Here is an 18,409-nt window from a genome sequence, read left to right as displayed (position 1 = left end):
TCAGCTCAGGGCTGCGGTGACGGCGGGAGCGTGGGGTCCGGTCGAAGAGGCTCTGACAGCGTGCGTGACGCCGGTGGCCCGAAGAGTTCGGGCAGGGATGCGACGAACTCGTCGAAGTGGCTGTACCAGATGGTGTGCGCGGCCCCGGGGATGCAGCGGACATCGGCGCCGTTCGCCGCGAATCTGCGGACGTCGTCTTCGCTGACCCACGAACTCGGTTCAGCTTTGACGACGATCGAACCGGCATCGGGGAGCCAGGCGTGATCGGTGTCGCAGGAGATGGATGCTGTCGTGGCCGGGTCGAAGAGTGCGGCGGCGCGCGCCTCCACCTCGGCATCCTGCACGGAGTAGAAGGGGCGTGATGCGAGCAGATCCTCCGGAGTCAGGCGCGCTCCACGATCGCGCGCGTATTGCGCTGTGAGAGCCGCGCGGTCGTGTCCTCCGGTGAGGGCGAGCGCCGCATCGACGTACACAGACAGGTCGGGCTGCAGCATCTCGGCGGCCGCGGCCAGGACTGTCGCCCCATAGGAATGGCCGACAGCTGCGAGCGGACGCCCTGGTCCGAGGTGCCGGACCGTCTCGACCACGGAGGCCGCGGCCTGCTCGATCGTGAGCTGCGGATCGCGCTCCGACAGGCCGTGGCCGGGGAGGTCGAGGGCGATCACGCGGTGGCCGTTGGCTGTGAGCAGCAGGATGAGGCGCCGCCAGCTGTCGGACGACCCCATCATCCCGTGGAGCAGGAGCACTGTGCGTGGGCCCGCCCCGGTGTCGATCGCACGGAGAAGCATGCCGCCAGTGTCGCACGCTTTCGTTACCTTTCCGTGATCATGTCACGATCGGAATGTCTCGTATTTATCTTCGAATGTCGGTGGTCCCTGATCTACTTAGGGCATGACAGCACTGCTCGACGCGACGGACACGCAGATGGCGAATCTCGCCGATCTCGTCGCCGCGCTAGAGGTCGCGGAGGCGACGCTCAGCAGCATGAGCGCCGCGCGTGACGGGTTGCTGGCGATCGCCGGGTTGCTGGCGATCGACATCGCCAGGCAGGGCGATCACCCTGATCGAGGAGACCACTCGATCAGGACGATCGCGGCCGAGATCGGTGCAGTGCAGCACGTCAGCGACCGCACGATCGAGCGGCGGATGGCGGCCGCAGAGCTGCTGGTCGATCAGTTTCCGAGCGTCTGGGCCGCGCAGGGGGCGGGGCGGATCAGCCCGGCGCACTCCCGGGTGATCGTCGACGCGGGGTCGGGCATCGAGTCGCCCAGCGATCGCGAGAAGTACTCCGCGGCCATCCTCCCGATCGCCGAGGCGGAGTCGCCCAACCGTCTGCGCGCGTTGGCACGGCGAGTCGCCGAGCGGTTCGCCCCGACGACAGTGTCCGAGCGCCACAGGCGAGCCAGGTCTCAACGACGCGTATGGGTGACGGACGGCGAAGACGGGATGGCGGCGCTGCACACGCATGCGCCCGCTGCGCTCGTACACGGCATGTTCGACCGTCTCTCGCAGATGGCGCACGCACTGCGCGACGAGAACCTTCGCGCGAAGCGACAAGCGGCTCGTGACGGCAGCGAGTGCGAGGCGGATGATCGAACGGTCGATGAGATCCGTGCCGACCTGCTCGCCGATCTCGTGCTCAGCGGGCAGCCGACCGGTCATGACAGCGAAGACGGGCTGCTCGGAGCGATCAGTGCGCGGATCGAGATCACGGTTCCGGTGACGACCCTGATGCATGATGATGCGGGCGAGGCGTCGGATGCCGATGCGGAGCCACCCGCCGAGCTCGACGGGCGAACGCCGATCGATGTGGACACCGCACGCACCATGGCCGGCCAGACGAAGGGGTGGGATCGGGTGCTGACGCATCCGATCAGCGGTCGAGTGCTCGCGGTCGACCGCTATCGACCGAGTCGCCACCTGCGCAGGCACCTGCGTGCTCGCGATCAACGATGCCGATTCCCCACCTGCGGGATTGCCGCTCGCAAATGCGATATCGACCACAACCACGCGGCGTCGACGGGTGGCGCGACCTGCGAGACGAACCTCGCGTCCTTCTGTCGACGACATCACGTTCTGAAGCACCACTCCCCCTGGCACGTCGAGCAGAAACCCGGCGGGCTCGTCGAGTGGATCAGCCCCACCGGCCGAACCTACGTCGATACCCCTCCTGCACCGAACACGGTGACCTTCACCGCGGCAGAGGGAGTTGCACGCGCGCCGTTCTGAGCGGCCTCGCTCGTCACTGCTTGATGCTGTGGATAACTGCAGCGGCGCCGGCCACGCTTTGACTACGGTGGCGCGGTGACCCTTCCTCGCTCGCGGCCCTCGCCAACTCCCCGACCGATGACGGCGCGCACAAGAAGCGTGGCTGCCGCGACGATCGCGATCGCTCTCAGCTCAGTGCTCGGGTGCGCACCGGAGCCGGCACCGGTCCCCACGCCGACGCCTGCATTCGCCAGCGAGGAAGAGGCGTTCGCGGCGGCGGAAGAGGTGTACCGGGCATACAACGATGCGCTGAATGAGTCACGAATCACCGACAACGCAGTGACGAACCCACGAAAGTACCTAGCTGGCCCCGCTCTCGAAAGCGACATCGACGCGACGCGGTACCTCCAGGAGCAGGGCCTCAAAATTGTCGGCGAGGGACAAATCGTGGACTTTGCCGGTACGACAGCAGGCCTGACATCTGGCGGGGTCGAGGTCACCGCCAAGGTGTGTCTTGACGTCAGCCGCACTCAGGTACTCGACGCGAGCGGCCGGGATGTCACCCCACATGACCGCCCGACGCGGTTGCCTTTGGACGTTGCCTTTGTGCGCTCAGACGGAGCGTTGCTGATCTCAAGCTCGAATCTGCTCGATGGCGACCCATGCTAGCCGTCACTTTTTTGCTCAGCTTGGGGCTTGCTCTCCTGCCGCTCAGTCAGCCCGCCACAGCCTCGGACTGCAACGGCCAATGGGCGGCGGCTGGCATGTGCGGACTAGTCGATGGCTCGTCCCTCATCATCACCGGCACGCAACAGCAGCAGGGCACCGACCCGAGCACCGACACGCGTCGAAGCGACGGAGGACCGAGTGGCCCATCCGGCCCGGGCGCACCGTCGGGACCGAGCCAGGAGGCGATCGATCTCGCGGCATGCATGGACGACTCGGGCACCACGCGATGCGCGCCCCGTCCGAACCGGCCCGCGGCCCCCGCGACGACCCCATCGGAGGCGAGCACCCCGACGATCGTCATCTCCGACCTCGCACGGTTCGCCCCGGCATCCGTCCTCGCCACCGCCGAACCCGGAAACGTCGGGATCGCCGGCATGCCGACCAACTTCACCGCTGCCGCGGCAGCGCAGATCGTCGGCGGCGAGCTGTTCGGAGTGCCGCTGCGCGTGCGCTTCGTCCCGGCCGGATACGACTACACGTACGGCGACGGCGGCTCGGCGACGGTGACGACGCCGGGACAGACATGGGAGGCGCTCGGCCAGGCGCAGTTCACACCGACTCCGACCAGCCATGTCTACAGCGAACCCGGCGTGTACCCGGCCCGGGTGGACACCCGATACACCGCGCAGGTGGACCTAGGAACGGGGTGGATCGACGTTCCCGGACAGCTCACGACGCCCGGTGCCGTCCAGGAGATCCGCATCCTCGAGGCCCGCACCGCGCTCGTCGCCCACACGTGCGACGAGAACCCGGCCGGCATCGGCTGCTGAAGAACGCGCTCGCCTGCGGCGCTCTGCTCCTCGAGAGGCAGCCGCCGACCGATCCCCTCCGGCCTAAACTAGACAGGTGCCATGGAGTCGCCGGGTGTTCTCGCTCTCACTAGCCGACCGCAAGGCAAAGCTGGTGCAGTCGAGAAGGCGACCCGGCCGCTTCGAGCTCAGCGTGGATGGAATTGCGCAGTCCGTCGTCTCGATCACCGAACCCACCTCCCTCGAGTACAGCTACACCCAACACATCGCCCGCGCAATGGATGCCGCCGCCGAGCCTGATGCGCCGCTGTTCACCGTGCATCTGGGGGCCGGAGCACTCACGCTGGCGCGCTACGTCCAGGCGACGCGCGCCGGATCACCTCAGCTGGTGGTGGAGTTCGAACCCGAGCTCTACGCCGCCGTCATCGACGCGCTGCCGTTGCCTCCCGGGTCTGACGTACGAGTCATCCTCGGTGACGCTCGGACGGTCGCGGACGCCACTCTTCCGAATGAGAAGACATCGCCATTACCGTCATCTCCGTCCCCCGGACTTGACGACGCCGCGAGTTATCGCACCGCGATCGACACCGATTGGGTGGAGGCGTGCTTCACCGTCGTCGATCTCTGGGATGCCGCCGTCATCCGGCATCGTGTGGCCAGCCAGGAGTTCTATCGCCGAGTCGCCGCGCGCTCCGCAGCAGCGGGCGTGGTCGCCGTGAACCTGCTCGACGGGCATCCGTTCGAATACTCACGACGACAGGCCGCGACCCTGAGCACCGTGTTCGATCACGTCGCTGTCGTGCTCGACGCAGAGCCGGAAGATGCGGAAGGGCCACTCGGCAACGTCGTCATTTTCGCGAGCGATGCGCCGCTGGACAAGGTGGCCGCCTCGGCTCTGCTCGACACACCGCGACCTCATCTCCTCCGCGATGGCCCTCTGACGTCGTGGATCGCTGACGCGCGCATCATGACAGATGCCGACGGCACAGACTCTCCCGATCCCGACGACCCCCACTGGGGCTAGCGCACCGTGTGCCCGACATGGCAAAGAGCCGCCCGGGCCGCATGACCCGGACGGCTCCTCGTTCGCCCTCGACGAGGACTCGACGCTTACTGGTACGACTGCACGATCTCGAGGAGGCTCGGCACGTTGGCGTACGCCTCAGCAGCGTTCTCCTTCGTGACGATGATCGGGTCGAGCAGGTATGCCGGAACGATCTTCGCGCCGTTGTCGTACGACTCTTCGTCGTTGACATCGACGGTCTCGCCCGCCTGCAGCTGGCCGACCATCTTGATCGACTGCTCGACGAGCAGCGCGGTGTCCTTATTGATCGTGGAGTACTGGATGCCCTCCATGATCGACTTCACCGACTCGACCTCGGAGTCCTGACCCGTGACGACCGGAACCGGCTTGCCTGCCTGCTGCACCGAGGTGATGATGGCGCGAGCAAGGGTGTCGTTTGGCGACAGCACACCGTCGACCACGGTGTCACCGCTGTACGACGAGGTCAGCAGCGTGTCCATACGGTTCTGCGCGTTCTCCGGAAGCCATCCCTCGGTCGCGGTCTGCGCGATCTCGGTCTGACCCGACACGACGACCAGGTTGCCGTTGTCGATCTCGGGCTGGAGCACGTCCATCGCGCCATCGAAGAAGACCTTCGAGTTGGCGTCGTCGGGCGAGCCCGAGAACAGCTCGATGTTGTACGGAGCCTCGTGGCCGGCACGCTCGGCGAGGCCGTCGAGCAGAGCCTGGCCCTGCAGCTGGCCCACCTTGAAGTTGTCGAACGCAACGTAGTAGTCGACAGCCTCGGTGTTCTCGATCAGACGGTCGTAGGCGATCACGTAGGCGCCTGCGTCCTTGGCGGCCTGCACCTGGGTGGCTAGCTGCTTGCCATCCTTCGCGCCGATGATGATGACCTTGGCGCCGTTGGTGACCATGGCCTGGATCTGGTTCTGCTGCTCGGCGACCGTGTTGCTCGCCGGAGCGTACTGCACGTCGGCCTTGAAGCCGGCCTCTTCGAGGCCGTCCGTGAAGAGCTGGCCCGCGAGGACCCAGTTCTCACTGGTCTTGTCGGGAAGCGCGACGCCGATCGGCGAGCCTGCTTCGAAGCCTGCTTCGGCCTCTTCGCCGGATCCCGTGTCGGTTCCGCCGCCGCGCTCACCGGAGCAACCCGTGAGTGCGAAGGCAGCCGTCGCGACGAGCGCTGTCGCTGTGACGATGATCTTCTTCATGTGATCTCTTTCTGTGTGATGTGACGGATTCTGCGTGCGAGCACTGCGCGGAGAATCCGCTTACTCGGCCCTCGTCTTGTCGACGGGAGGGGCTTGGTAAGTCCTGTTGGGTTCGAACGTCTCGGTGGCCGGATCCTGCTGACGGTTCGAGCGACGCATCATGAAGCCGATGAGCGACGGGCGGCCCTGCTGCTTGTTCCAGACGTCGATGCCGACGGCGAGCAGGAGCACGAGGCCCTTGATCATCGAGACGACGTCGGCGCCCTGGCCGAGCAGCGCGAGACCGTTGTTGAGGAAGGCCATGACCAGACCACCGATGATCGACCCGATCACGGTGCCGATACCACCGGCGACGGCGGCGCCACCGATGAACACCGATGCGATGGCGTCGAGCTCCCAGCCCGTGCCGTCGTTCGGTCCGGATGCCTGCGAACGGGCGACGAAGATCATGCCGGCGAGTGCGGCCATCATCGACATGTTCATCATGACGAAGAAGTCGACCCAGCGGTCCTTGACACCCGAGAGGCGTGCAGCCTGGCGGTTGCCACCCACGGCGTAGATGTGACGGCCGAACACGGTGTTGCGCGTGATGAAGGAGTAGATGATGACCAGGGCGAGCAGGATCAGCCCGGGAACCGGGAAGCTCGTGCCGGGGCGACCGGTCGCGAACATCCACGCAGCGGCGAGGACGACGACCGAGAGCAGCACGACCTTGACCACGCTGACCCACAGAGGTGCGCTGTCGGAGCCCATCTTGTGCTGCTGACGACGGGTGCGGATCTCCCAGAAGACCAGCCACGCCACGGCGAGCAGGGCGAGAAGCATGGTCGGAACGTTGAAATCGAGCGGAAGCCCGACCTCAGGCAGATAGCCGGTGCCGATCACCTGGAAGCCCTTGGGCACCGGAATCGTCTGAGCGTCGCCGATCCACTGCTGCGCGCCACGGAAGAAGAGCATGCCGGCGAGCGTCACGATGAACGCGGGCACCCCGACATACGCCACCCAGAATCCCTGCCAGGCACCCACGAGTGCACCCACACCGAGACCGAGCAGGATCGCCGCCGGCCAAGGGAGGTTCCAGTCGGCCATCGACTTCGCGACGATGATGCCGGTGAAGGCCGCCACCGAGCCGACCGACAGGTCGATGTGCCCCATGATGATGACCATCACCATGCCGATCGCGAGGATCAGGATGAACGAGTACTGGTTGATGACGTTGATCAGGTTGCCCGAGGTCAGCGTCGCACCGTTCGGTCCGTTGCGCAGCAGCGTCAGGATCTCGAACAGGGCGATGATGACGATGAGGCTGCCCAGGATGCCGAACTGGCGCAGTGACGAGGTGCCGTTGCTTCCGAACATCTTGCGGATGTCGCCGAAGTGGAAGCCACGCTTCGTTGTCGTGAGGTCGGTGGTCATGCTGATGCTTTCTGAGTCGCGGAGGTCATGCTGCGCATGAGGGCCTCGGGTGTCGCCTGGTCGGCCGGGATGCAGTCGGTGACCCGACCTTCGAAGACTGTGTAGATGCGGTCGGAGATGCCGAGCAGTTCGGGCAGTTCGCTGGAGATGACGATGACGCCCTTGCCCTGGGAGGCGAGCTCGTTGATGATCGCGTAGATCTCGTACTTCGCACCCACGTCGATGCCGCGGGTGGGCTCGTCGAGGATCAGCAGGTCGGGGTCGGTGAACATCCACCGCGCCAGCACGACCTTCTGCTGGTTTCCTCCCGAGAGCTTGCCGACGCCCTCTTCGACGCTGGGCGTCTTGATGCGCAGCGCCTTGCGGTAGCGCTCGGCGACCGAGTACTCCTCGCGCTCGTCGACGACGCCGCGCTTCGAGATCTTCGACAGCTTGGCCGCCACGACCGACCGCTTGATCGTGTCGAGCAGGTTGAGCCCGAGCACCTTGCGGTCTTCGCTGACGTAGGCGAGTCCGTGCTTGATGGCGGAGGAGACATCCGGGATCGAGATCTCGCGGCCGTCCTTGACGATCTGTCCGCCCTGGAAGTTGCCGTACGAGCGTCCGAAGATGCTCATCATGAACTCGGTGCGCCCCGCGCCCATCAGCCCGGCGATGCCGACGACCTCACCGCGGCGGACGTTGAGGTTCGAGCCCTTGACGACCATGCGCTCGGAGACCGTGGGGTGCTGCACCCACCAGTCCTTGACCTCGAAGAACACCTCGCCGATCTCGGGGGTGCGGTCGGGGTAGCGGCTCTCGAGCGAGCGTCCGACCATCCCGCGGATGATCCTGTCCTCGTTGATCTCACCGCGCGCGATGTCCAGCGTCTCGACCGTGCGACCGTCACGGATGATCGTGATCTCGTCGGCGATCTGCTCGATCTCGTTGAGCTTGTGGCTGATCATGATCGACGCGATGCCCTTGGCCTTGAGACCCAGGATCAGATCGAGCAGGTGCTGCGAGTCGTTCTCGTTGAGGGCGGCGGTGGGCTCATCGAGGATGAGGAGCTTGACGTCCTTGTTGAGGGCCTTGGCGATCTCGATCAGCTGCTGCTTGCCGACGCCGAGAGTCTTGACCGCGACGTCGGGGTCTTCGCGCAGGCCGACGCGAGCCAGCAGCTCGACGGTGCGCTGCCGCTGAGCGCGCCAGTCGATCTTGCCGAAGCGGCGGATCTCATTGCCGAGGAAGATGTTCTCGGTGATCGAGAGCTCGGGGATCAGCGCGAGCTCCTGATGGATGATCGCGATCCCCGCCTGCTCGCTCGCCGCGATGTCGCGGTAGCGCTGCTCCTCGCCGTAGAGCAGGATCTCCCCCTCATACGTGCCGTAGGGGTACACGCCGGAGAGGACCTTCATCAGGGTCGACTTCCCGGCACCGTTCTCGCCGCAGATCGCATGGATCTCTCCTGCGCGGACGGTGATGGACACGTCGGACAGCGCCTTGACACCCGGGAACTCCTTGGTGATGCTGCGCATCTCCAGGATGGGGCCTGACACGACCGGCAACGTTGCTGTGGTGCTCACAAGATCTTCCTCGCGACGGGCGGTCACCTTCGATGTGACCGTTCACATTGGATTACATAGTCTACGCTCGCTGAGACGCTGTCAAGACCACGAGCCAAATTGTGGCTCTATCGAGGTGCCGACGACTCTCTCGTGCGCAGAGTGGTCTGGAGCGGCCCGAACTGGGGCACCTGCTCCCCCCGGATCTGCGCAAGCAGAATCCGCACCGCCCGGCGGCCGAGCTCAGGGAAGTCCTGGTGCACGGTGCTCAGCGTCGGCGCGACATGCGCGGCCACGGGGATGTCGTCGAAGCCGACGACGCTCACATCCTCGGGCACGCGGACGCCGGCATCCCGGAAACCGTGCAGCAGACCGATCGCCATCTGATCGTTCGCGACGAACACGGCCGTGAAATCGCGGCGTCGTGACAGCTCCTGCCCCGCGAAATAGCCGAAGTCCGCCGTCCAGTCACCGCGGATCGGCGGGAAGGTCGGAAGGTCGGCTTCGCGCAGGGCATCGAGATATCCGCGCATGCGCGACTCGGCCTCGATCCAGTCCTGCGGTCCGGCGATGTGGATGATGTCGCTGTGCCCGAGTCCGATCAGATGCTCAGTGGCGGTGCGAGCGCCCGCGACCTGGTCGGCCGACAGCGTCACCCCGTCGGAACCCGACGCGGTCTGCAGCGACACGAACGGCATCTCGACCGCCATGCCCTTGAGCACATGGAACGCTCGGACCTGCGGCGCCAGCACCACGATGCCGTCGACCTGCTCGCGCGCCAGCTGCCGCAGGGCGTTGCCGATCGCCTCCGGCGTCGTGGCCGAGAGGTTGAGCGTCGAGACCGAGTACCCCTCTTCGCGAGCGGCCTCCTCGATTCCGACGATCGAGGAGGTGGGGCCGAACTCCCCCACGGTCGCCGCGAGGATGCCCAGCATGTTGGATTTGCTGGTGACCAGCGCCCGCGCTGCGAGATTGGGGCGATAGTCGAGCACCGCGATGGCGTCGAGGACCTTGGCCTTGGTCTCGGGGCGGATGCTGGGGTGATCGTTCAGCACCCGCGAGACGGTCTGGTGCGACACCCCCGCGAGTCGGGCGACATCGCGGATGCTCGGCATCCGGGCACGCTCGGAGGTGGTCGACATCACAGACCTCCTTGTATGTGCACGGTCACATCGTCACTTCATTATGTATGCCACGCGCGCCGAGCGCACCTCGCTGATGCGAGGATGCGGGCGGCGCGCGTCAGGCGAGGATGCGCGCGCCCGGCACCGGGCCGTGCACGTGCAGCGACTCGAGCCCGTGCTCTCGCAGCAGCGACTGGACCTCCTGCGCGCCCTCGGGGCTCGCACAGAGAAGTGCGACGGTGGGTCCTGAGCCGGAGACGATCCCCTGCAGGGCACCCGCATGGATGCCGCGCAGGATCGTGGTCTCGAGTTCCGGCCGCTCATGCAGAGCGGCCTCCTGAAGGTCGTTGTAGATGCTCTCGGAGAGCAGTTCAGGGTCTCCCGAGCGCAGCGCCTGCAGCACGGGCGCCGGAACCTCGAGCGAGAGCGGCGGGTCGTCGGCGAGCGCACCCTCGGCTTCACGCAGAGCGTCGAGCCGCGCGTAGACGACCGGCGTGGACAGGCCCTCGTCGCTCGGGACGAGCACCCAGTCGAATCGCCCCCGTGCCAGTGCCGGGTTGAGCTGATCTCCCCGCCCCGTGCCCACGGCGGTTCCGCCGTGCAGCGCGAACGGCACATCAGCGCCGAGTCGGGCCGCGAGCTCGTGCAGGCGTGCCGTCGAGAACCCGGTGCCCCACAGCGCATCGCAGGCCACGAGGGCGGCGGCGGCATCCGCCGATCCGCCTCCCATGCCCCCGGCGACGGGCACGCTCTTGCGGATCTCCAGCGCCACCCCGCCGTCGTACTCTGCTGCGGTCGCGAGCAGCTTGGCCGCCCGCATCGCGAGGTTGCGATCATCCAACGGCACCGTGTCGGGGTCGTCGACCCCGGACACCGTGATCGAGAAGTCGTCGGCGTGCCGCGCGATCACATCCTCATAGAGCGACACCGCCTGAAACACGGTCGCCAGCGCGTGGTACCCGTCGTCATGACGGCCGCCCACGCCGAGGTAGACGTTGATCTTGCCCGGCGCGCGGACATGCACGGAGTCGACGGGGGCGGCGAAGCTCATCTCGGTGCTCCCGTCACAGCTCCGTGGACGACGCCCACAGGTCGACGTCGATGGCGCCGGCCGCCTCATCGATACGACTGAGCTCGTCAGCGGTGAACGCGGGGCCGTTGACGGCGGCGATGTTCTCATCGAGCTGCTCGGGGCGGGACGCCCCGACCAGCGCGGAGGCGACCACCGGATTGCGCAGCGTCCACTGGATCGCCATCTGCGCCAGCGACTGCCCGCGCTGCTCGGCGATGGCATTGAGCGACCGGAGCGTCTGGAGCGCAGCCTCGGACAGCGGAGCGTCCGGCAGCGACCCGCGCTTCTGCGCGCGCGCGGCGGTGCCGTCTCCGAGGTACTTGTCGGTGAGGAGCCCCTGCGCGAGCGGGGTGAAGGCGATCGCGCCGACGCCGGACTGCTCGAGCTTCTCGGTGAGCCCGTCTTCGACCCAGCGGTTGAGGATCGAATAGGCGGGCTGATGGATGACCAGCGGGGTGCCGAGTTCGGCGGCGACGGCGACGGCCTCCGCCGTGCGCTCGGCGCTGTATGACGAGATGCCCACATAGAGCGCTTTGCCCTGACGCACGAGGGTGTCGAGCGCGCCGATGGTCTCGGCCACCGGTGTCACCGGGTCTGCTCGGTGCGAGTAGAAGATGTCGACGTGGTCGAGGCCCATGCGCGTCAGCGACTGCTCGGCGCTCGCGAGGATGTACTTGCGGCTTCCGAGGTCGCCGTACGGCCCCGGCCACATGTCCCAGCCCGCCTTCGACGAGATGATCAGCTCGTCGCGGTAGGGGCGGAAGTCCTCGGCGAAGATGCGGCCGAAGTTCTTCTCGGCCGAGCCGTAGGGCGGACCGTAGTTGTTCGCGAGGTCGAAGTGCGTGATGCCGCGGTCGAACGCATGGCGCAGCAGAGCACGCTGGTTGTCGAGCGGGATGTTGTCGCCGAAGTTCCACCACAGGCCCAGCGAGATGGGCGGCAGGTAGAGCCCCGAGGTACCGACCTGGCGGTACTCGAACTGCTGATAGCGGCTCTCATCGGCGGCGTACGGCCGGTGGAGCTCAGGGACGTTCGGACGGAAGCGGGGGGACTCGGTCACCGTGCCAGATTAGCCGGTGATGGCGGCGTCTTCGATCTGGGCGACGTGCCGCGCGACACGGTGATAGTCGTCGACCGTGAGATCTTCGCCACGAGCGGTCGGCGCGACTCCCGCCGCGACCAGGATGTCGGATGCTGCGGCCGAGCTGCCGAAGAGGCCTGACAGCGCCTGACGCAGCATCTTGCGCCGCTGGTTGAAGGCGGCATCCACGATCTTGAAGGTGAGTCGACGTTCGTCCTCCGTGCCACGCTCGCCCTCTGAGCGGTCGAAGCCGACCAGGAGGCTGTCGACGTTCGGCACCGGCCAGAAGACCTGACGGGACACCGTGCCCGAGAGCCTCCACTCGCCGTACCAGGCCGCCTTGACACTCGGGGAGCCGTAGATCTTCGACCCCGGCTTGGCCGCGATGCGCTCGGCGACCTCGGCCTGCACCATCACGACACCGCGCTGCAGGTACGAGAAGTTCTCGAGGAAGTGCAGCAGCACGGGGACGGAGACGTTGTACGGGAGATTGGCGACGAGCACGGTGGGCTCACCGGGCAGCTCGGTGATGCGCAGTGCATCGGCATCGACGACCGTGAGCATGTCGGCCGGAACACCGTGCTCTTCGGCCGTCCGGGGCAGACGGGCCGCGAGCCGGTGATCGATCTCGACGGCGGTGACGGATGCCCCGGTCTCGAGGATCGCGAGCGTGAGCGAACCGAGCCCAGGCCCCACCTCGACGACGCGCTCGCCCGGCTGCACACGGGCCGCGTGCACGATCTTGCGCACGGTGTTCGCGTCGACGACGAAGTTCTGTCCGAGCTTCTTGGTCGGGGTGACGTCGAGCTCGGCGGCGAGGCGGCGGATCTCGGTGGCGCCGAGCAGGGTGACTGTCATTGCTCCATTGTCCCCCACCTCCACCGGTGTCCGAACCCGCAAGTAGTCTTCTCTGGTGCCCTCCCTCGGTGAACTGATCGCGCCTCGTCGGATGGGCAGGGATTTCCGCTGGCTGCTCGCATCGTCGTGGACGAGCAACGTCGGAGACGGCGTCGCTCTCGCCGCCGCTCCGCTGCTCATCGCCTCGATGACGTCATCGCCGATCCTCGTCGCGGCCGGCGCCATCCTGCAGTTCCTCCCGTGGCTGCTGTTCGGCCTGCATGCCGGAGCGATCGCCGACCGCTTCGACCGCCGGCGGCTGGTGATGGTCGCCAATGCCGCGCGAGCCGTCGTGCTCGCGGGTCTCTGCGCATTCCTGCTGACAGGCACGGCGAACATCTGGATCGTGCTCGCGGTGGCCTTCCTCTACGGCACGGCGGAGGTGTTCGTCGACACGGCGGGCAGCACACTGCTGCCGATGCTCGTGAAGCCTGCGGATCTCGGCCTCGGCAACGCTCGTCTGCAGGCCGGATATCTGGTCGCCAACCAGTTCGCGGGTCCACCCCTCGGTGCCTTCCTCTTCGCCGCGGGCACGGCGTGGCCCTTCCTGCTCGAGATCCTCTGCGTGCTCCTCGCGGTCGTCCTGATCTCGCGCATGGCCCGCACGCCCGTGCCTCCTCGCACGTCGACAGGCTCAGGGACCCACGAGAAGCCCCACGTGCACACCGACATCGCCGAGGGCCTGCGGTGGCTCTGGCAGAATCCCCCGGTGCGGATGCTGGTGCTCATCATCCTGGTCTTCAACGTCACGTGGGCGGCCCCGTGGGGCGTGCTGGTGCTCTATGCCACAGAGCATCTGAACATGGGCGCCGTCGGCTATGGAGCACTGACGACCGCCTCAGCGGCGGGCGGCATCCTCGCCACGCTGTGCTTCGGCTGGCTCGAGAGGCATGTGTCGTTCGCCACGCTCATGCGCGTCGTGCTGTCCCTCGAAGTGCTGATGCACCTCGCCTTCGCGCTCACCAGCACCGGGTGGGTCGCGCTCGTGATCATGTTCGTCTTCGGCGCCTACGCGTTCATCTGGGGCACGATCTCGACGACGGTCCGTCAGCGCCTCGTGCCACCAGAGCTGCAGGGGCGGGTCGCCTCGGTCAACATGGTCGGCGTGTTCGGCGGCATGGTCATCGGTCAGGCCCTGGGCGGCGTGATCGCGCAGTTCTGGGGGCTCACCGCACCGTGGTGGTTCGCGTTCGTCGGTGCGGCGCTCACCCTGCTGCTCGTGTGGAAGCCGATCTCGCAGATCGTGTCGGCGAAGCCGGTCTCCGACACCCAGGCGATCGAGATTCAGTCGAACGAGCCGTAGACCCGCAGGGTGTTGGCGGCGAGCCGGGCAGAGAGCTCGTCGACCTCGATGCCGAGCTCGGCGGCCATGAACCGCACCGTGATCGGCACCAGATACGGGGCGTTCGGCCGACCGCGCAGCGGCGTGGGGGTGAGGAACGGCGCATCGGTCTCGACCAGGATGCGATCGAGCGGCGTGACCTTCAGTGCATCGCGCAGGTTCTGCGCGTTCTTGAACGTGACGTTGCCCGCGAAGGACAGGTGATAGCCGGCATCCGTGCAGATCCGCGCCATCGCGTCGTCACCGGAGAAGCAGTGGAAGACGGTGCGCTCGGGCGCTCCGACGCGGGAGAGCGTCTCGAGCACCGCGTCATGCGCGTCGCGATCATGGATCTGCATCGCGATGCCGTGCTTCTTGGCGAGGGCGATGTGCGCCTCGAAGGACTCGAACTGCGGTGCTCGGCGTTCGGGTTCGGTGCGGAAGAAGTCGAGTCCCGTCTCGCCGATCGCCCGCGTGCGGGGGTGCGCGGCGAGCTCGTCGATCACCGCGATGGCCTCTTCGAGGCGCCCCTCTTCGGCGTACGCGGGAGCATCGTTCGGGTGGATCGCGACAGCAGCGAGCACACGGGAGTCCGACTCCGCGGCCTCGACCGCCCAGCGAGACGACTCGATGTCGCCCGACGCCTGCACCACGCCGGCGATGCCCACCGCCGCGGCGCGATCGAGCTGTTCGGTCAGCGACAGAGGCTCATCGCCGTCGAGGATCTCGAGATGCGCGTGGTTGTCGTAGACGGGCACGGCGAGCGGCTCGGGAGCCGCCGGATACCGCAGATTCCTGCGCCCCTCGCCGTCTCGCTGCTGCACGTAGGTCATGCTCAGGCGGCGGACTCCACCCGCGGGAACAGCGGGCTGAGTCCGTTGACGCCGGTTCCGGGGCGCAGCACGCCCCAGGCTCCCGCCTCGCGGATCGGCTGGTCCTGCAGACGCCCGAGGCTCTCGGCTGCGCCGAGGGCGACCCAGAGCTTCTCGGTCGACTGCGGCATCACCGGCGAGAGCAGCACCGCGAGGGCACGAAGACCCTCGGCACACGTGTAGAGCACGGTGCCCAGACGGCCGCGCTGAGCCTCGTCGCGGGCCAGTGCCCACGGCTCGTTCTCGGTGATGTAGCCGTTGAGCGCATCGACGATCGTCCAGATCGACGAGATGGCCTCGTCGATGCGGAACTGCTCGATCGCGGCATCCGCGTTCGAGGCGGCATCCGCGACGATCTTCTGGATCTCGAGATCCTTCTCGGAATACTCGGCGGGGGGCGGCACGATGCCCTCGAAGTACTTCTCGATCATCGCCGTGGTGCGTGACGCGAGGTTGCCGAAGCCGTTCGCGAGCTCGGCCTGGTAGCGGGCCGACAGGTCTTCCCACGAGAACGAGCCGTCCTGGCCGAACGCGATCGCTGAGAGGAAGTAGTAGCGGTAGGCGTCGGAGCCGAAGACGTCGGTGATCTCGGTCGGTGCGATGCCGGTGAGCTTCGACTTCGACATCTTCTCGCCGCCGACCAGCAGCCACCCGTGCGCGAACACACCCTTGGGCACGTCGAGACCGGCGGCCATCAGCAGCGCGGGCCAGATCACCGCGTGGAAGCGCAGGATGTCCTTGCCGACCACGTGATACGCGGGCCAGCGGCGGTCGAACGTCTCCTGGTCGGAGCCGTAGCCGACCGCGGTGGCGTAGTTGAGCAGCGCGTCGACCCACACGTAGATGACGTGCGACTCGTCCCAGGGCAGCGGGATGCCCCAGTCGAAGGTCGACCGCGAGATCGAGAGGTCCTTGAGTCCCTGGCTCACGAAGGAGACGACCTCGTTGCGCGCCGAGTCGGGGCGCACGAAGTCGGGCTGGGTCTTGTAGAGCTCGAGCAGACGGTCCTGGAACTCGCTGAGCTTGAAGAAGTAGTTCTTCTCCTGCAGCAGTTCGAGGGGCTTCGAGTGGATCGCGCACACCTTGAGGCCCTCGAACGGACCCGTGCCGTCGACGATCTCGGATTCGGGCTTGAACTCCTCGCAGCCGACGCAGTACAGCGCCTCGTACTCGCCCGCGTAGATGTATCCGCGGTCGTAGAGACGCTGGAAGAACGTCTGCACGTTGGTCTCGTGGCGCTCCTGCGTCGTGCGGATGAAGTCGTCGTTGGCGACGTCGAGCGTCTCGAGCAGCGGGAACCACGCCTCGGTGACGAGCTTGTCGACCCACTCCTGGGGGGTGACGTCGTTCGCCGCCGCCGCGCGGAGCATCTTCTGGCCGTGCTCGTCGGTGCCCGTCAGCATCCACGTGTCATCGCCGCCCTGACGGTGCCAGCGCGCGAGCGCGTCGACCGCCACCGAGGTGTACCCGTGGCCGATGTGAGGCACATCGGAGGGGTAGTAGATGGGCGTGGTGATGTAGAACGATTCGCCTGCGGGCATGGGGACAATTCTAGGCGGGATGCAGGCGGTCGTTACGCTCAGGCGACCGACACCTGGATGCGGTGCCACCCCTGCGCTCCGTCGGGCACGACGTCGGCCGGGTCGGAGGTCTGGGTCTCGCCGTCCGCGCTGATCGCGCGGCACTCGATCGTGTGCGCTCCGCTCTCGGCCGTCCAGTCGAGGCGCCACTGCGCCCAGGTGTCGTCCGAGATGGCGGTGGCGAGTTCCGCCCGACGCCATGGGCCGTCGTCGATCCGCACCTCGACACCCTCGACGCCGACGTGCTGCTGCCAGGCCATGCCCGCGATGACGGCATCGCCCGCCTCGATCCGGGTGCCTCGGCGCGGCACATCGATGCGCGACTGCAGCTTGATCGGGCCCCGCTCCGACCATCCGCGATCCGTCCAGTACGCGGTCGCACGGTCGAACCGGGTGACCTCGAGATCGGTCACCCACTTGGTCGCCGACACATAGCCGTAGAGCCCCGGCACGACCATGCGCACCGGGAAACCGTGCTCGATGGGCAGCGGATCGCCGTTCATGCCGACGGCGAGCAGAGCGTCGCGGTCGTCGGTCAGCGCCTCGATCGGGGTCGAGGCCGTGAAACCGTCGGACGAGGTCGACAGCACCATGTCTGCCTCGGGGTCGACGCCCGCCCGCGAGAGGAGGTCTCGGACCGGATGCCCGAGCCACAGCGCATTGCCGATCAGGTCTCCGCCCACCTCGTTCGACACGCACGCGAGCGTCACATGCGACTCCTTCATCGGCAGGGCGAGCAACTCGTCCCACGTGATGACGATCTCACGGTCGACCATCCCGTGGATCCGCAGCGACCAGTCGGCGGGGTCGATCCGCGGCACGATCAGCGCGGTGTCGATGCGGTAGAACTGCGCGTTCGGGGTGACGACCGGCGCAAGCCCCACGATGTCGAGTTCGGCTCCGGCCGCGACCGCCGGCGCGGGGTCGGCCGCCTTCGGCAGCCGAAGCGCACCGCGCACCGCCTCGATCGACCGGGTCACACCACGGGCGGCGTTGCCGATCGCGAGCGCCACGACGCCGGTGGCGGCGACGCCGACGGTCCACAGCAGGAACTGCCGCCGCTCGTCATGCTCGGCGCGGAGGTACGGCACCGGATGCACCCTGCGCATGAGAAGCCGCAGCGCGACGACCGCGACCGCTCCCGCCACGAGGCCGGGGAGCCAGGCGAACGGCCCCGCCCCCGGACGGATCATCGCGGCCACGAGGGCGAGCACGCCGAGAGCGGCGAGGATCGCGGATCCCACACCCGACCGGCGGGACTCGAGGATGCCTGCGAGCGCCGCCACGCCTGCCAGCACGATGGCGATCCCGGTGAGGAGGGCGACCTTGTCGCCGGTGCCGAACAGCGCGATCGCCGCATCCTTCGCCCAGCTGGGTGCCAGGTCGATGAGCCCGCTGCCGATCACGGCGAACGGGCTCGCGCCGGGTTCGACGACAGCGGCGACCAGCTCAGCCAGGCCGACCGCGACGACCGCTGCGCTCAGCCCGGCGGCCGCCGATCGGAGCCTGTCACCGCGCTTCGCGCGGACTGCGTGGGTCATGATCCGAGAGTAGCCCCGGGGCATGACCCCGGGGCCGTTCGGC

Annotated in this window: 16 protein-coding genes; 5 read left to right on the top strand and 11 right to left on the bottom strand. The window is 67.3% G+C overall.

Annotated features, from left to right (window positions below; all coding sequences use genetic code 11):
- Positions 1-5: 5 nt before the first annotated feature.
- Positions 6-788 (bottom strand): alpha/beta fold hydrolase, encoded by a 783-nt coding sequence (locus QMA07_RS04920; RefSeq protein WP_290160379.1) that lies wholly within the window; start codon positions 786-788, stop codon positions 6-8.
- 103 nt (positions 789-891) lie between these two features.
- On the opposite strand from QMA07_RS04920, the gene QMA07_RS04915 reads away from it, so the two are divergent.
- From QMA07_RS04915 to QMA07_RS04900, 4 genes are all read left to right on the top strand, one after another.
- On the top strand, positions 892-2,229 hold the full coding sequence (locus QMA07_RS04915) for an HNH endonuclease signature motif containing protein (RefSeq protein WP_290160377.1): 1,338 nt from the start codon (positions 892-894) through the stop codon (positions 2,227-2,229).
- Positions 2,230-2,367: 138 nt separating this feature from the next.
- Complete coding sequence (locus QMA07_RS04910; RefSeq protein WP_290160375.1) at positions 2,368-2,877, top strand: hypothetical protein; 510 nt, start codon at positions 2,368-2,370, stop codon at positions 2,875-2,877.
- Positions 2,878-2,972: 95 nt separating this feature from the next.
- Positions 2,973-3,707, top strand: a complete 735-nt coding sequence (locus QMA07_RS04905) for a hypothetical protein (protein WP_290160373.1) — start codon at positions 2,973-2,975, stop codon at positions 3,705-3,707.
- Positions 3,708-3,879: 172 nt separating this feature from the next.
- Positions 3,880-4,710, top strand: coding sequence for a hypothetical protein (locus QMA07_RS04900; RefSeq protein WP_290160371.1), 831 nt, complete (start codon positions 3,880-3,882; stop codon positions 4,708-4,710).
- A gap of 86 nt (positions 4,711-4,796) precedes the next feature.
- Here the strand turns inward: QMA07_RS04900 and QMA07_RS04895 are convergent, their stop codons facing one another.
- The 7 genes from QMA07_RS04895 to rsmA all read right to left on the bottom strand — a co-directional run bounded on the left by QMA07_RS04895 (position 4,797) and on the right by rsmA (position 13,013).
- Positions 4,797-5,918 carry a sugar-binding protein gene (locus QMA07_RS04895; protein WP_290160370.1) on the bottom strand — a complete coding sequence of 374 codons (1,122 nt, stop codon included), beginning with the start codon at positions 5,916-5,918 and terminating at the stop codon, positions 4,797-4,799.
- A gap of 60 nt (positions 5,919-5,978) precedes the next feature.
- A complete protein-coding gene (mmsB, locus tag QMA07_RS04890; RefSeq protein ID WP_290160368.1) occupies positions 5,979-7,334 on the bottom strand; it encodes a multiple monosaccharide ABC transporter permease in 1,356 nt (451 codons plus the stop codon).
- On the bottom strand, positions 7,331-8,851 hold the full coding sequence (mmsA, locus tag QMA07_RS04885) for a multiple monosaccharide ABC transporter ATP-binding protein (RefSeq protein WP_290160526.1): 1,521 nt from the start codon (positions 8,849-8,851) through the stop codon (positions 7,331-7,333). Before mmsA ends, mmsB begins: the two co-directional genes overlap by 4 nt.
- A gap of 155 nt (positions 8,852-9,006) precedes the next feature.
- Complete coding sequence (locus tag QMA07_RS04880; protein WP_290160366.1) at positions 9,007-10,020, bottom strand: LacI family DNA-binding transcriptional regulator; 1,014 nt, start codon at positions 10,018-10,020, stop codon at positions 9,007-9,009.
- Positions 10,021-10,120: 100 nt separating this feature from the next.
- A complete protein-coding gene (locus QMA07_RS04875) occupies positions 10,121-11,053 on the bottom strand; it encodes a 4-(cytidine 5'-diphospho)-2-C-methyl-D-erythritol kinase (protein ID WP_290160364.1) in 933 nt (310 codons plus the stop codon).
- Between the two features lie 13 nt (positions 11,054-11,066).
- On the bottom strand, positions 11,067-12,134 hold the full coding sequence (gene mgrA / locus QMA07_RS04870) for an L-glyceraldehyde 3-phosphate reductase (RefSeq protein ID WP_290160362.1): 1,068 nt from the start codon (positions 12,132-12,134) through the stop codon (positions 11,067-11,069).
- A 9-nt stretch (positions 12,135-12,143) separates the two neighbouring features.
- A complete protein-coding gene (gene rsmA / locus QMA07_RS04865) occupies positions 12,144-13,013 on the bottom strand; it encodes a 16S rRNA (adenine(1518)-N(6)/adenine(1519)-N(6))-dimethyltransferase RsmA (protein WP_290160360.1) in 870 nt (289 codons plus the stop codon).
- 55 nt (positions 13,014-13,068) lie between these two features.
- Between rsmA and QMA07_RS04860 the strand changes: the two genes are divergently transcribed.
- Positions 13,069-14,355 carry an MFS transporter gene (locus QMA07_RS04860; RefSeq protein ID WP_290160358.1) on the top strand — a complete coding sequence of 429 codons (1,287 nt, stop codon included), beginning with the start codon at positions 13,069-13,071 and terminating at the stop codon, positions 14,353-14,355.
- On the opposite strand, the gene QMA07_RS04855 is transcribed toward QMA07_RS04860, so the two are convergent.
- From QMA07_RS04855 to QMA07_RS04845, 3 genes are read right to left on the bottom strand one after another with little or no spacing between them, the layout of a single operon-like run.
- The gene (locus QMA07_RS04855) at positions 14,337-15,206 is read right to left on the bottom strand and encodes a TatD family hydrolase (RefSeq protein WP_290160356.1); all 870 of its coding nucleotides are present in this window, start codon (positions 15,204-15,206) and stop codon (positions 14,337-14,339) included. The two genes, QMA07_RS04860 and QMA07_RS04855, sit on opposite strands and share 19 nt — an antisense overlap.
- 2 nt (positions 15,207-15,208) lie before the next feature.
- Complete coding sequence (gene metG, locus QMA07_RS04850) at positions 15,209-16,786, bottom strand: methionine--tRNA ligase (protein WP_290160354.1); 1,578 nt, start codon at positions 16,784-16,786, stop codon at positions 15,209-15,211.
- A gap of 38 nt (positions 16,787-16,824) precedes the next feature.
- Positions 16,825-18,366 carry a molybdopterin-dependent oxidoreductase gene (locus tag QMA07_RS04845; RefSeq protein ID WP_290160352.1) on the bottom strand — a complete coding sequence of 514 codons (1,542 nt, stop codon included), beginning with the start codon at positions 18,364-18,366 and terminating at the stop codon, positions 16,825-16,827.
- Positions 18,367-18,409 lie beyond the last annotated feature (43 nt).

This window comes from Microbacterium sp. APC 3901 (assembly GCF_030407765.1).
Taxonomy (GTDB): domain Bacteria; phylum Actinomycetota; class Actinomycetes; order Actinomycetales; family Microbacteriaceae; genus Microbacterium.
Note: the sequence above shows the minus strand (reverse complement) of the source record. Positions and strands in the feature narration are given on the sequence as shown.

What these genes read in the sequence shown, in the direction of transcription:
- mmsB (WP_290160368.1), bottom strand. Translation starts at nt 7,334, where the DNA reads ATGACCACCGACCTCACGACAACGAAGCGTGGCTTCCACTTCGGCGAC.
- QMA07_RS04915 (WP_290160377.1), top strand. Translation starts at nt 892, where the DNA reads ATGACAGCACTGCTCGACGCGACGGACACGCAGATGGCGAATCTCGCC.
- metG (WP_290160354.1), bottom strand. Translation starts at nt 16,786, where the DNA reads ATGCCCGCAGGCGAATCGTTCTACATCACCACGCCCATCTACTACCCC.
- mmsA (WP_290160526.1), bottom strand. Translation starts at nt 8,851, where the DNA reads ATGCGCAGCATCACCAAGGAGTTCCCGGGTGTCAAGGCGCTGTCCGAC.
- QMA07_RS04875 (WP_290160364.1), bottom strand. Translation starts at nt 11,053, where the DNA reads ATGAGCTTCGCCGCCCCCGTCGACTCCGTGCATGTCCGCGCGCCGGGC.
- QMA07_RS04895 (WP_290160370.1), bottom strand. Translation starts at nt 5,918, where the DNA reads ATGAAGAAGATCATCGTCACAGCGACAGCGCTCGTCGCGACGGCTGCC.
- QMA07_RS04845 (WP_290160352.1), bottom strand. Translation starts at nt 18,366, where the DNA reads ATGACCCACGCAGTCCGCGCGAAGCGCGGTGACAGGCTCCGATCGGCG.
- QMA07_RS04855 (WP_290160356.1), bottom strand. Translation starts at nt 15,206, where the DNA reads ATGACCTACGTGCAGCAGCGAGACGGCGAGGGGCGCAGGAATCTGCGG.
- QMA07_RS04880 (WP_290160366.1), bottom strand. Translation starts at nt 10,020, where the DNA reads ATGTCGACCACCTCCGAGCGTGCCCGGATGCCGAGCATCCGCGATGTC.
- QMA07_RS04920 (WP_290160379.1), bottom strand. Translation starts at nt 788, where the DNA reads ATGCTTCTCCGTGCGATCGACACCGGGGCGGGCCCACGCACAGTGCTC.
- rsmA (WP_290160360.1), bottom strand. Translation starts at nt 13,013, where the DNA reads ATGACAGTCACCCTGCTCGGCGCCACCGAGATCCGCCGCCTCGCCGCC.
- QMA07_RS04905 (WP_290160373.1), top strand. Translation starts at nt 2,973, where the DNA reads ATGTGCGGACTAGTCGATGGCTCGTCCCTCATCATCACCGGCACGCAA.